This is a genomic window from Micromonospora sp. R77, from assembly GCF_022747945.1.
Classification (GTDB): Bacteria; Actinomycetota; Actinomycetes; order Mycobacteriales; family Micromonosporaceae; genus Micromonospora.
Map to the genome: position 1 here is coordinate 3,940,219 of NZ_JALDST010000001.1, position 12,278 is coordinate 3,952,496.

At 71.7% G+C, this 12,278-nt stretch carries 12 protein-coding genes; 6 read left to right on the plus strand and 6 right to left on the minus strand.

Going from position 1 to position 12,278, the window contains the following annotated elements:
- Positions 1-102: 102 nt before the first annotated feature.
- Entirely contained in the window at positions 103-1,365 is a 1,263-nt protein-coding gene (locus MRQ36_RS18500; RefSeq protein WP_242797172.1) for an ATP-binding protein, read from the minus strand.
- A gap of 229 nt (positions 1,366-1,594) precedes the next feature.
- Here MRQ36_RS18500 and MRQ36_RS18505 point away from each other — a divergent pair, with 229 nt between their 5' ends.
- Entirely contained in the window at positions 1,595-1,747 is a 153-nt protein-coding gene (locus MRQ36_RS18505; protein ID WP_242797174.1) for a hypothetical protein, read from the plus strand.
- A 41-nt stretch (positions 1,748-1,788) separates the two neighbouring features.
- Positions 1,789-2,184, plus strand: coding sequence for a membrane protein insertion efficiency factor YidD (yidD, locus tag MRQ36_RS18510; RefSeq protein WP_242797176.1), 396 nt, complete (start codon positions 1,789-1,791; stop codon positions 2,182-2,184).
- Positions 2,185-2,188: 4 nt separating this feature from the next.
- On the opposite strand, the gene MRQ36_RS18515 is transcribed toward yidD, so the two are convergent.
- The 5 genes from MRQ36_RS18515 to MRQ36_RS18535 form a co-directional block, all read right to left on the minus strand.
- Positions 2,189-2,923, minus strand: a complete 735-nt coding sequence (locus MRQ36_RS18515) for a YqjF family protein (RefSeq protein WP_242797177.1) — start codon at positions 2,921-2,923, stop codon at positions 2,189-2,191.
- Between the two features lie 133 nt (positions 2,924-3,056).
- Positions 3,057-5,306: a catalase gene (locus tag MRQ36_RS18520; RefSeq protein ID WP_242797178.1), complete on the minus strand. Its 2,250-nt coding sequence runs from the start codon at positions 5,304-5,306 to the stop codon at positions 3,057-3,059.
- An 80-nt stretch (positions 5,307-5,386) separates the two neighbouring features.
- Positions 5,387-6,352, minus strand: coding sequence for an NAD(P)-dependent alcohol dehydrogenase (locus tag MRQ36_RS18525; protein ID WP_242797179.1), 966 nt, complete (start codon positions 6,350-6,352; stop codon positions 5,387-5,389).
- Positions 6,349-6,555 carry a helix-turn-helix transcriptional regulator gene (locus MRQ36_RS18530; RefSeq protein WP_374251151.1) on the minus strand — a complete coding sequence of 69 codons (207 nt, stop codon included), beginning with the start codon at positions 6,553-6,555 and terminating at the stop codon, positions 6,349-6,351. The genes MRQ36_RS18525 and MRQ36_RS18530 overlap by 4 nt, the downstream gene beginning before the upstream one ends.
- A gap of 11 nt (positions 6,556-6,566) precedes the next feature.
- Entirely contained in the window at positions 6,567-7,043 is a 477-nt protein-coding gene (locus tag MRQ36_RS18535; protein ID WP_242797180.1) for a hypothetical protein, read from the minus strand.
- A gap of 80 nt (positions 7,044-7,123) precedes the next feature.
- Here MRQ36_RS18535 and MRQ36_RS18540 point away from each other — a divergent pair, with 80 nt between their 5' ends.
- The 4 genes from MRQ36_RS18540 to MRQ36_RS18555 all read left to right on the plus strand — a co-directional run bounded on the left by MRQ36_RS18540 (position 7,124) and on the right by MRQ36_RS18555 (position 11,709).
- Positions 7,124-7,648, plus strand: coding sequence for a PadR family transcriptional regulator (locus tag MRQ36_RS18540; protein WP_242797181.1), 525 nt, complete (start codon positions 7,124-7,126; stop codon positions 7,646-7,648).
- Positions 7,645-8,316: an ABC transporter ATP-binding protein gene (locus MRQ36_RS18545; RefSeq protein ID WP_242797182.1), complete on the plus strand. Its 672-nt coding sequence runs from the start codon at positions 7,645-7,647 to the stop codon at positions 8,314-8,316. The genes MRQ36_RS18540 and MRQ36_RS18545 overlap by 4 nt, the downstream gene beginning before the upstream one ends.
- Complete coding sequence (locus MRQ36_RS18550) at positions 8,313-10,553, plus strand: FtsX-like permease family protein (protein WP_242797184.1); 2,241 nt, start codon at positions 8,313-8,315, stop codon at positions 10,551-10,553. Before MRQ36_RS18545 ends, MRQ36_RS18550 begins: the two co-directional genes overlap by 4 nt.
- A gap of 166 nt (positions 10,554-10,719) precedes the next feature.
- Entirely contained in the window at positions 10,720-11,709 is a 990-nt protein-coding gene (locus tag MRQ36_RS18555) for a hypothetical protein (protein ID WP_242797186.1), read from the plus strand.
- The last annotated feature ends 569 nt before the right edge of the window (positions 11,710-12,278 follow it).

The window sequence follows — 12,278 nt, forward strand, 5'->3', positions numbered from 1 at the left end:
CCAGGGAGGACCCGCTCCGATCGGACGGTGGAGACGGCCATCTGTCCGAGGAGGCGGGCGAGGTGTCCGGTGACCCCGCTGAGGAGCGACCAGCGAGCGAGGTCAGTCCGCGGTCGAGGCGGAAACCTGCCACAGCGCGCTGACCGGCATCGCGCGGAGTCTGTCGCCGAACGGCAGCGTGGAGGTTCCGGTGTAGAGGACGATGCCGGCGATGAAGTCGTCGCCGAGGCGGTCGGCGAGGCGGCGTAGCCCGCGGAAGTCGTCTGGTCCGACAGTGGTGGCTGCTTTGACTTCGATCCCGACCACATGGCCGGATCTGTTCTCGAGCACCGCGTCGACCTCGTACCTGCTCTGGTCGCGGTAGTGAGACAGGTCGGCGGGCTGCTCGGACCAGGTGAGCTGGCGGGAGAGTTCGGACAGGACAAATGATTCGAGTAGTGGACCGAACGGTGCGCCCGGCCGGAGCAGTGCCCGGGCGTCGGTCGCGGTCTCGTTGGCGGCGATGCCCGAGTCGACGAAGATGAGTTTCGGCGCGGCGGTGGTGCGGGTGCCGAGGTTGCGGGACCAGCCAGGTATCCGCTTGACCAGGAAGATCTCCTCCAGTGCTTGGAGGTAGCGGGCGATCGTCGGCCGGCTCAGTCCGAGGGCGGATTCGAGGGAGTTGGCGGCGATGATGGTCGCAGATCTGGCCGCGAGCAGGCGTACCAGCTTGCGTAGCTCGCCCTTGTGCTGGATGTCGGACAGTTGCCGGACGTCGCGGTCGATGAGCGCCTGGACGTAGGCGTCGAGGAATCGTTGGCGACGGCGTGGGTCGGTTCGGGTGGTCGCCTCGGGTAGACCGCCGCGCACGATTCGGGCCGCGTAGTCGGCGCGGGTCACGTCCGACTCGTGTCGCAGGTCCGGGCCGAGCGCAAAGATGGCATCGACGAATCCGTCCGGCGCTGCGTCGAGTTCGCCTTGGGACAACGGCCAGAGCTCGACGGTTTCCATCCGCCCGGGCAGCGCGTCCGGGGCAGCCACCATGCCGAAGAGGCGAGACGAGCCGGTGAGCAGGTACCGGCCAGGGCGGGGATCCTCGTCGACGGCAGCCTTGATGGCCAGCAGGAGTTCCGGAGCGCGCTGAATCTCGTCGATGACCAGGAGCTCGGAGGAGTCCACGAAACCGACCGGGTCGGCTATCGCCGCCGCTCGGTCCTGTGCCCGGTCGAGGTCGCGGCGCTCGGCGAGACGATCACCGGCGACGATGCGGACCAGCGTGCTCTTGCCTGCCTGGCGTGCTCCGCTGATCAGCACGACGCGGGTGTCGGCCAGAGCGGCGTCGACCTGCGCGGCGGCCCGACGGGGAATCAGCTGCGATGTCGGCACGACACCAGGATAGCTGCTCGGTTTCGATCTGCGAGGGCCGTAGCGTTCGATCTGCGTCGGGAACGCATTCGAAATGCGGGCTTGCGGTGTTCGATTTGCGGGACTGTGAGGCGGCCTGAGCTACGGGCGGTGCGTGCCCGCGAGGCCGCCTCGACACCTGACGCAGGCTTCGCCGCCCGACATCAGCCGTCGTGGATTACCACGCCTGAGCTCACGGCGAGAGTTTCCCATGCGAGAACGAGCCGCCCGACACGCCGATCCCGGCCCGCCGACCACCGACCACCGACAGGACAACGGTCAATTCTGGCCGGTGCCGCTGGGAGGGCGGGCCCTCGAGATGCGGCTGGATGTCCGCTTCTCGCCCAACGCCGACGCCGCCTGAGCGGACCCCGCAGCGTCAGGCACTGGCGCGGGTGTCGCACCATGTTCGGCGTGATCAACCTCTGGGGGAAGCGGCACCATAAGAAGAAGCGCCGCTCCAACGACTGCGACGCGTGCGACGGGATCGAGTTCTGCGACTGCGACATCCCCTGCTGCGACTTCGGGCTCTTCTCGTTCCTGTTGACCCTCGGCTCGGTGGCGGCGGGCGCGACCCGGGCGCCGGTGGTGGACCGGGCCGGCCGGGCGGCGATTCTCGGCTACCGGCGCTGGCTGTCGCACCGCTGGCCGGGCCAGTGCCGCTACACCCCCACGTGCAGCGCGTACGGGCTGGCGGCGGTGGAACGGTACGGCCTGGCGACCGGCGGGCGGATGGCCGCCGACCGGCTGCGCCGCTGCAAGCCGGGCGTGCCGCGCGGCACCCACGACCCGGTGCGCTGACCGGTCAGCGCAGGGCCGTCGGGGGACCGAAGACGACCGGTACGCCGGGGGAGTGCAGCACGCTCACCGGCGGTCCGGCCATCGGCGGCAGCCCGGCGGCGGTGACCAGCTCGTCGTCCAGGTGCAGCAGTTCGGCGCGGTGCAGCGGCCATTGGGGGTGCCAGTTCGGCAGGTGCAGGGTGCGCCCGTGCGCCCGGGTGTGCAGCCCCCAGCGGGCGGTGACGAAGTGGTCCAGCGGGGTGGGGTCGGTGACGGGTTCGCCGACCCGGACCACCATCCGGCTGGTTGCGCCGGCCGGGCCGGGCCAGCGGCGCCGGCAGCGGTAGGTGAGCCGGTCGCCGTCGCGGTCCAGCCGCATCTTCGACCATTTGTACGGCAGCCGCAGCGCGACCTGCGCCACCAGCACCGGCACCAGCCGGGACGCGTCGAGCGAGCGGAACACCACCGCCCGCCGGCCGGTGCCGTCAACCGAGTAGAGCCGGACATTGGTCTCCCAGAAGGTGCCGAAGTACGGCACGCCCTGCCCCCGGCCGAGGCCCAGCCCGACCATCCGGAAGCCGATCAGCCCGACGTACGTCTGCCCGTCGACGGTGTCGGGGCGGGTGCCGGCGGGCAGCAGCGGCGCGACGAGCTCCGGCGCGACCGCCCAGTGCAGGAACGTCAGGTCGTGCCAGCGTTGCCGCAGCAGTGCCCACCGGATGGCCCGGGTGGGCGCGGCGTCGACCGGCTCGATGTCCACCCGCCCATCGTGCCAGCCGGTCGGCACCGGCCACATCCACTCGGCCCCGTGGAGAACCGGACCAGGTCACTGCTGACCCACGGACACACCGCGGGGTGGACCTCCCGAAGGAGGCCCACCCCGCGTCACGTCGTCAGGCGATCGAGGCCGGGAACCGTTCCCACACCCGGTGCGCCGCCATCAGCCGCTGCACGCCGGCGAGGACGTCGTCGGCCGAATCGTCGGTGACGACGCCGGGCGTGCCGTCGACACCGCTCTGCCGCAGCACGTCGACGCCGCCGTCCCACGCGCCGATCGCCTTGGCGTGCCGCCAGCACTCCTGGACCAGCAGCAGCACCCGCGGGTCCACGGTCGCCGGGCCGGGCGCGCCGGCCTTGGCGTCGCGGGCGGGCAGCGCGTCGGGTGCCGGCGCGGGTGCGCCGGCCAGCAGCAGCGCGTCGAACTCGACGGACCGGGCGGTGGCGAAGGTGCGCTGCACCGGCAGGCCGCCGATCATGCCGCCGTGTGGGGCGATCAGCAGCGGCACCATGCCGGCGTCGAAGACCGTGCGGCGCAGCGTACCGAGGCCGTCGAGGTCGCTGCGCTCGTCGACGACGATGCCGATCGTGCGGCCGTCGGCCGGCCACTCGCGGCCGACCTGGGACAGGGCGGGGCTCGGCGTGACGTCGGGCAGCGGCCGGGTGGGCTGCGGCGCGGGCAGGCCGAGCCCGGTGGCGACCTGCGCGCAGAGCACCGGGTCGATGTCGGCGAGGCACTGGAGCTGCCGTTCCTTGATCGCCTGGTGGTAGCACTTGCCGAGCTCGAAGGTGTAGGCGCGGACGATGTGTTCCTTCTCGACCGGCGACATGCTCGCCCAGAAGAGCCGGGCCTGGCTGAAGTGGTCGTCGAAGGAGGCCGGGTTGGCGCGTACCTTCGGCGCCTCGGTCACGGTGACCGGCACGTCCACGAACGGGTGGTCGCCCTCGCCGGCCGGGAAGGGGTTGCCGCCGTCCAGCGAGTTCGGCCGGTACGGCGCGACCCCGGCGTGCACGGCGTCCTGGTGGAAGCCGTCGCGGAGCATGTCGTTGACCGGGGCGTGCGGGCGGTTGATCGGGATCTGCGTGAAGTTCGGCCCGGCCAGCCGGGTGAGCTGGGTGTCCAGGTAGGAGAAGAGCCGGCCCTGCAGCAGCGGGTCGTTGGTGACGTCGATGCCCGGCGGCAGGTGGCCGAGGTGGAAGGCGACCTGCTCGGTCTCGGCGAAGAAGTTCGTCGGCGTGCGGTTGAGGACCATCCGCCCGACCGGCTGCACGGGGGCCAGTTCCTCCGGCACGAGCTTCGTCGGGTCGAGCAGGTCGATGCCGGCGAACGTCTCGTCGGGGGTGTCGGGGAAGACCTGGAGGCCGAGTTCCCACTCGGGGTACGCGCCGGCCTCGATCGCGTCGTACAGGTCCCGGCGGTGGAAGTCCGGGTCGATGCCGCCCAGCAGCTGCGCCTCCTCCCAGACCAGGGAGTGCACGCCGAGCAGCGGCTTCCAGTGGAACTTGACCAGCACGGTCTCCCCGGCGGCGTTGACCAGCCGGAAGGTGTGGACGCCGAAGCCCTCCATGGTCCGGTAGGAGCGCGGGATGCCCCGGTCGGACATGTTCCAGATGGTGTGGTGCTGCGCCTCGGTGTGCAGCGAGACGAAGTCCCAGAAGGTGTCGTGGGCGCTCTGCGCCTGCGGGATCTCCCGGTCGGGGTGCGGCTTGGCGGCGTGGATGATGTCGGGGAACTTGATGGCGTCCTGGATGAAGAAGACCGGCATGTTGTTGCCGACCAGGTCGAAGGTGCCCTCGTCGGTGTAGAACTTGGTGGCGAAGCCGCGGGTGTCGCGGACCGTGTCGGCGGAGCCACGGGAGCCGAGCACGGTGGAGAAGCGGACGAAGACGTCGGTCTCCTTCCCCTTCCTGAGGAACCCGGCGGTGGTCAGCTCGTCGACGTTGCCGTACCCGGTGAAGACGCCGTGTGCCCCGGCGCCGCGCGCGTGCACGACGCGCTCGGGGATGCGCTCGTGGTCGAAGTGGGTGATCTTCTCGCGGAAGTGGTGGTCCTGGAGCAGGATCGGGCCGCGCGGCCCGGCCTTCAGCGAGTGGTCGGTGTCGCGCAGGCGGGTGCCGTTCGCGGTGGTGAGGAACTTGCCCTGCTGCGCGTTGGCGCTGGTCGGCGCCCCGGTCTTCGCGCCCGTCGGGGTACGGGTCTCCGGTGCCCCCTGCTCCGGCTTGGGCGGCAGCGGGTCGTGCGGGGTGGTGGGCTCGGCGAGGGGTGGTGGGGCACTGCCCGGCGCGCCGGGCACATCGGGGCTCAGCACGTCGGCGACTTTCTCGACGACGTCCTTCACCACTCTGGCGGGCTTGCTGGCATCCATGGACGGACTCCTCGGTGCAGGGGCGGACGACGGACCGGCATTTCGCCCCTACCCTCCCATCGAGGTAGCAAACACCCTGGTCAGATGGTGAGCGCCACCTTGCCGGTGGCGTGGCCGCGCTCGACGTGCCGGATCGCGTCGGCCGCCCCGGCGAGGGGGAAGGTCCGGTCCAGCACCGGCCGCAGCCGCCCCGCCTCGATGTGTCCGGTGAGCGTGGTCAGGTTGGCGGTGCTCTCCTTCGCCACCAGCGGCACGAGTCGCGGCCCGACGAACGGCGACACCGCCAGCGCGCGGAGCTGCCGGTCGAAGCCGCGCAGCCAGGTGCCCTCGCCGGTCTCCCCGCCGACCAGGACCAGCGTTCCCTTCGGCGTGAGCACCTCGCGCAGCCGGGACAGCGACCGGTTGCCGCCGGTGTCGATGACCACGTCGTAGCGCTGGTCGGGCAGGTCGGTGCGGGTGTAGTCGACCACCTCGTCCGCGCCGAGGTGGCGGACCAGGTCGAGCTTCCCGCGCCCGCACAGGCCGGTGACGTGCGCGCCGGCCGCGTGGGCGAGCTGGACGGCGTACGTGCCGACGCCGCCACCGGCACCGATGACGAGGACCCGCATGCCGGGGCGGATGCGGCCGGCGTCCCGGACGGCGGTGAGCGCGGTCTGCCCGGAGACGGGGACGGCGGCGGCCTCGACGTAGGTGAGGTTGCCCGGCTTGGGGGCGAGCCGGTCGGCGCGGGCGATCGCGTACGTGGCGAAGGTGCCGACGCCCGTGCCGTAGACGGCGTCGCCGGGGGCGAAGGCGTCGACGCCGGGGCCGACGGCGGTGACCACGCCGGCCAGGTCCATCCCGGGCACCCGGTGGCGGGGGCGGCGCAGCCCGTAGCCGAGGCGTACCGGGTAGGGCAGGCCGGTCATCAGGTGCCAGACGCCGGGGTCCACGCCCGCCGCGCGGACCTGCACGAGCACCTGCCCGGGGCCGGCGGTGGGCGGGTCGACGTCGGCGAGGCGGAGCACGTCGGCCGGGCCGTACCGGTCCTGGACGATGGCCTTCACGATTCCTCCTGCGGGTACTGGAACACGTCGGTGAGGGGGACGCCGAAGACGGCGGCGATCTGGAACGCCAGCTCCAGGGAGGGGGAGTAGCGGCCCTGCTCGATGGCGATGACGGTCTGCCGGGTGACGCCGATCCGGCGGGCCAGTTCGGCCTGGGTCATCTCGTCGTGCGCGAAGCGCAGGGCCCGGATGGTGTTGGTGATCCGGGTCGGCCTCACCACGACTGGAAGCCCCGCCGGTAGGCAACGATCTTGGCGGCGGAGCCGACCACGGCCGACAGCACGAAGCAGAGATAGATGACGTTGGCGATCCAGAACTGGTCCCAGTCGGCGACGGCCATCGCCAGGGCGGCCACCCCGCCGACGACCACGAAGGACTGCCCGATGTGCTCGCCGATCCGGTGGATCTCCCGGTCCCGTTGGTCCTTCTGGTTGGCCCCCTCGGGCGAGACGATCGAGACCGCGATGTTCAGCACGATGGACGCCACGATCGACGCGCCGACCGTGGTCAGCAGCGGGCCCGCGTAGGAGACGTCCGCGAGCGGGTCGCCGTCCGCCCGCCCGAGCACCACCATCGCGTACGCGGCCCAGCCGGCGACCGCCACCAGCGCCAGGATCCAGGCGCGTTTCTCCTCGAAGGCCACCACGATCTCCTCAGGTAAAGAATCTTTGACATCACGAGTGTCAAGCATGCTCGACACGATGTCAATAATCCTTTACTTGCACCCTCGGTATATGTACGCGGTGTATACCCCCGGTGTATGGTGGCCGCATGAGCGTACCCATGACCCTGCTCGGCCTGCTCGAACGCGAGCCCAGCCACGGCTACGACCTGAAGCGCGACTACGACGCCTTCTTCAACCGGGGCAAACCGCTCCCGTTCGGCCAGGTCTACGCGACCCTCGGCCGGCTCGCCCGGGACGGCAAGATCGTGGTCGGCGAGGTCGAGCCGGGCGTCGGCCCCGAACGCAAGCGCTACGTCATCACCGACCAGGGCGCGACCGAGTTCGAGTCGTGGCTGACCGAGCCGGTCGAGGCCGAACCCAACCTGCAGACCGTGCTGTTCAGCAAGGTCGTGCTGGCCCTCATGCTCGACCGTCCCGCCGAGGAATACCTGGACGCCCAGCGGGCCACCCACCTGGCCCGGATGAAAGAACTCACCGACGTCAAGCGCGGCGGCAACCTGGTCGACGTCATGCTCGCCGACCACGGCCTGTTCCACCTGGAGGCCGACCTGCACTGGATCGACACCACCATCGCCCGGCTCGACGCGCTACGAAAGGTGGTGAGGGGATGACGGCCGTCGAGGCGCGCGACGTCTTCCTGTCCTTCGGCGAGACCCCGGCCCTGCGCGGTGCCAGCGTCTCGGTGGACCCGGGCGAGATCGTCGCCATCATGGGCCCCAGCGGCTCCGGCAAGTCCACCCTGCTGCACTGCCTGGCCGGCATCCTGGTGCCCGACACGGGTGAGATCCACGTCGACGGCCGCCGGATCGACAGCCTGGGCGAGCAGCAGCGCAGCATGCTGCGCCGGGACCGGTTCGGTTTCGTGTTCCAGTTCGGTCAGCTCGTGCCCGAGCTGACCGCCGAGGAGAACGTCGCGCTGCCGCTGCTGCTCTCCGGCGTCAAACGGACCGCCGCGCTCACCCGGGCGCGGCCCTGGTTCGCGCGGCTCGGCCTGGACGGCCTGGAACGCCGCCGCTCCGGCGAACTCTCCGGCGGGCAGGCGCAACGCGTCGCGCTGGCCCGCGGCCTGGTGGCCGGGCCGGCGGTGCTCTTCGCCGACGAGCCGACCGGCGCGCTCGACACACTGACCGGCGAGCAGGTGATGGACCTGCTGGTCACCGCCGCCCGCGAGCAGGGCACCACGGTCGTCCTGGTCACCCACGAGGCCCGCATCGCCGCGTACGCCGACCGGCAGGTCATCGTGCGCGACGGCAAGGTGAACGCGCTGGTGCGGTCATGATCCGCTTCGGCCTGCGGCTGGCCCTGGCCGGCGGCCGGGAAGCCGCCGCCCGGCTCGTCATCATCGCCGCCGCCGTGGCGCTCGGGGTGGGCATGCTGCTGACCACCCTCGCCGGCATGAACGCCGTCGACGCGCAGAACCAGCGGTACGCCTGGCTCAACACCGCCGTCGCCCCGGCCGCCACCGACCCGACCGCCGACCCGATGTGGTTCCTGATCCGGAAGGACTACTTCCACGGCCGGACCATCGGCCGGATCGAGGTCGCCGCGCTCGGCCCGCACGCGCCCGTCCCGCCGGGCCTGCCGCGGCTGCCCGGACCGGGCGAGTTCTACGTCTCGCCCGCGCTGGGCGACCTGCTGCGGACCACCCCGGCCGCGCAGCTCGGCGACCGCTTCCCCGGACACCGGATCGGCACGATGGGACCGGCCGCGCTGCCCTCACCCGACTCACTGCTGATCCTGATCGGCCGCACCCCGGCCGACCTGGAGCCGCTCGGCGCCCGACGCGTCAACCAGATCATGACCACCTCACCCAGCGACTGCAGCCACGGCTGCTACGTCGGGATCAACTCCGACGGCATGACCCTCGTGCTCTCCGTCGTCGCCGCCGCGCTGCTCTTCCCGGTACTCATCTTCATCGGTACGGCCACCCGACTGGCCGCCACCCGACGCGAGCAACGCTTCGCCGCGATGCGCCTGATCGGTGCCACCCCCCGACAGATCTCCGTCATCTCCGCGGTCGAGTCGACCGTCGCGGCCGTGGCCGGCACCGCCGTCGGATTCGGCCTCTTCCTCGCGCTCCGGCCGGCACTCGCCGGGCTCCCGTTGACCGGCGAACGGTTCTTCACCGCCGATCTGTCGCTCACCCTCGTCGACGCCCTGGCGGTCGCGGCCGGCATCCCGCTCGGCGCCGTCGTCGCCGCCTGGCTGGCGCTGCGCCGGGTGCAGATCTCCCCGCTGGGCGTGACCCGGCGGGTCACCCCGCCACCGCCCGGCGCCTGGCGGCTCATCCCGTTGCTGGCCGGGGTCGCCGAGTTGGCGTACTTCATCGGGCGGCGTCCCCAGACGACCAACGGGCAGATCACCGCGTACCTTTCGGGGTTCGTCCTGATCCTGACCGGCCTGGTGCTTGCCGGGCCGTGGCTGACCATGCTCGGTGCCCGCCTGCTCGCCGGGCGGGCCCGGCGGCCCGCCACCCTCATCGCCGGGCGGCGCCTCGCGGACAACCCCAAAGGGGCGTTCCGGGCGGTCAGCGGCCTGATCGTGGCGCTCTTCGTCACCAGCGTCGCCACCGGGGTCATCACCACCTACGTCGCGAACCGGGGCGAGCCCCGCACCGATTCGGTGGCCGCCACCTCCCTGCCGACGTGGTTCCCACCCGAGGAGGGGCCCGCGCCGACCGCCGACCGCATCCCCGCCCTGTCGACCATCCCCGGGGTACGCAGCGTGACCCTGGTCCACGCCAACCCGGTCGACACGCCACCCCCGATGAGGTTCGAGGCGGGCGCCGCCGCCTACCGGAGCTGGTGGCCCGGCATCATCACCTGCGCCGAGCTGGAACGCCTGGCCGTGTTCGGCAGCTGCCCCGCCGGCGCGCAGGTCGTGGCCGTGGCCGACGACCTCATCGGTGAACGCGCCTGGGACCTGACCAACGACAGCTACGTCTGGCCCGCCGCCGACGCCAGCCCCGCGCAGGTCGACCGGCAGCCGATCCGGTCGGTGGTCGTCGACACCACCAGCCGCGCCGCCTTCGAACAGGCCCGCACCATGCTGATCACCGCCTTCCCGGCGACTCCCTTCCCGTCCAGCATCGCCGAGTGGGAGTCGGACAACGCGCGGCAGCTGGTCCAGTTCCAGCAGCTCGCCAACGTCATCATGCTGGCCAGTCTGCCGATCGCCGGCTGCAGCCTGGCGGTGAGCGTGGCCGGCGGGCTCAGCGACCGGAAGCGCCCGTTCAGCATGCTGCGCCTCACCGGCGCGCAGCTGGGGACCCTGCGCCGGGTGGTGGCGCTGGAGACCGTGGTGCCGCTGCTGACCGTCTCGGCGGTGGCCACCGGGATCGGCTTCCTCGCCGCGCACCTGTTCCTGCGGGCACAGCTGCACTACACGCTGCTGCCGCCGGAAGGGTCGTTCTATCTGATGGTCGTAGGTGGGCTGGTGGTGTCGCTGGGCATCGTCGCCTCGACGCTGCCGCTGCTGCGCCGGATCACCGGCCCGGAAGCCGCCCGCAACGACTGAGCCGGCCCGCGGTGGACCTGCGCGCGCAGGTCCACCGCTGCGCGCCCTCGCCCGGGACCAAGGTCCCGCCGATCGATGACCACGCCCCCTGCCCAACCCACCTTCGCGCGGCGCATCCTCACAGATGGAGCCGACCATCCGGCCGGCGGCAGCGTCGGGAGGCGTCATGACCGCGCAGCTCACCACCCGCCCGGCGACCCGCGTCCCGGACCGGCACCGGACGCTCGCCGCGACCCTCGCCGCCCTGGCGCTGGCCATGGCGACCACCTCGCTCGTCGGCCCGCTCGGCCTGGACCTGCTGCACTACCGCACCTCACCGACCACCCTGCACCAGCTGCTCGGCAGCGACGCCGCCGCGCTGTTCGTGGTGGTCCCGCTGACCCTGGCCGCCGCCGTGCTCGCGCTGCGCCGGCACCCGCTCGCGCCGCCGCTGGCGGTGGGCCTCTCGGCGTACGCGATCTACACGTACGCGCAGGTGGTCATCGGGCAGGAATACCTGCGGCTGCCGGGGAACGTGGAACGCTTCTTCCCGCTGCTGCTGGCGGTGTTCCTGCTCGCCGAGGCGGTGCTGGTGCTCGGCTGGCGTTCCCTTCCGTCGGCGCTGCCGGCGCCGTCACCGCGGCTGGCCCGGGTCGTCGGGGTGACCCTGCTGACGGTGGCGGCGTTCCTGGTGTTCGGGCTGCACCTGCGGTCGATGGTGACGGCCTGGACGGACCCGTCGTCGCTGACCGAGTACGCGTCGAGCCCGACGCCGTTCTGGCTGGTCAAGCTGATGGACCTCGGGGTGGTCGCGCCGGCCGCCGTGCTGGTGGGGGTGGGGCTGCTGCGGCAGAGCCCGTGGGCTCTGCATGGGGCTTATGCGTTGCTGACCGGGTGGACGTGTCTGGCGGTGTCGGTGACGGCGATGGGCTTGGTCATGGTGGTCAGCGGGGATCCGGACGGGTCGGTGGTGCTGGCTGGTGGGTTCGGGGTGGTGGCGGTGGCGATGGGGCTGCTGACGGTGGCGTTCTACCGGCCGTTGGTGCGCCGTCCGCAGGCGCCGGCCACGCCGATGTGCTGGTGTGCGCCGGATGTGCCGCGTGACCTCTTGCCTGCACCGGCCACGACGGGAAGGGCTGCTACGCGGCGTGTGAGTGAGGTGCTGGTCCGCCGTTGATCCCGCAGACGGCCCGTCTCGCCGGTCGGCCGTAGCTTGTTACACCAGGAGAGGCATGGTCGGACCGGCTGAGCGAGGACCGGTCGGCCGTGAACATCTACGGCAAGCAGCTCACGGTGCGTTGCCTGGCTTGTTAGAACGGCGTACCGAGTTGCTCGATGGCAGTGCGTGCCCACTCTTCGGCTCCGGCAGCACTGCCTGCGGCGACGCCGGCAGCTACTGGGGCGAGGATGCCCTTGAGGGCGGTGACTGCACGGCAGAGCTTGCCACGAGCCGGTGCCTCCTGTGCGACTTCATCAAGGACCTCACGGGCGGCGGCATGAGCCTCAGCCAAGTCTTCCCCTGGCAGGCCCATGGCGCTCATGTGCTTCAAGACGCGAGAAACGGCCTGTGCGATGGACTCGAATCCCGGGGCAACCTGGTCGCTGCGGCTTTGAGTCTAATGCCGGCGGACAGGTCTAGGAGCCGGCGCAACTCACCAGGCTGGCCTCCAGCGGCATGCCACACGGCTCCATGTCCTCCTCCGTCATCTGGTGGCTCCTTTATAGGGGGAGATCCATGCCGGCCAG

What these genes read in the sequence shown, in the direction of transcription:
- MRQ36_RS18545 (WP_242797182.1), top strand. Translation starts at nt 7,645, where the DNA reads ATGACGGCCGTCGAGGCGCGCGACGTCTTCCTGTCCTTCGGCGAGACC.
- MRQ36_RS18540 (WP_242797181.1), top strand. Translation starts at nt 7,124, where the DNA reads ATGAGCGTACCCATGACCCTGCTCGGCCTGCTCGAACGCGAGCCCAGC.
- MRQ36_RS18535 (WP_242797180.1), bottom strand. Translation starts at nt 7,043, where the DNA reads ATGCTTGACACTCGTGATGTCAAAGATTCTTTACCTGAGGAGATCGTG.
- MRQ36_RS18505 (WP_242797174.1), top strand. Translation starts at nt 1,595, where the DNA reads ATGCGAGAACGAGCCGCCCGACACGCCGATCCCGGCCCGCCGACCACC.
- MRQ36_RS18520 (WP_242797178.1), bottom strand. Translation starts at nt 5,306, where the DNA reads ATGGATGCCAGCAAGCCCGCCAGAGTGGTGAAGGACGTCGTCGAGAAA.
- MRQ36_RS18555 (WP_242797186.1), top strand. Translation starts at nt 10,720, where the DNA reads ATGACCGCGCAGCTCACCACCCGCCCGGCGACCCGCGTCCCGGACCGG.
- yidD (WP_242797176.1), top strand. Translation starts at nt 1,789, where the DNA reads ATGTTCGGCGTGATCAACCTCTGGGGGAAGCGGCACCATAAGAAGAAG.
- MRQ36_RS18550 (WP_242797184.1), top strand. Translation starts at nt 8,313, where the DNA reads ATGATCCGCTTCGGCCTGCGGCTGGCCCTGGCCGGCGGCCGGGAAGCC.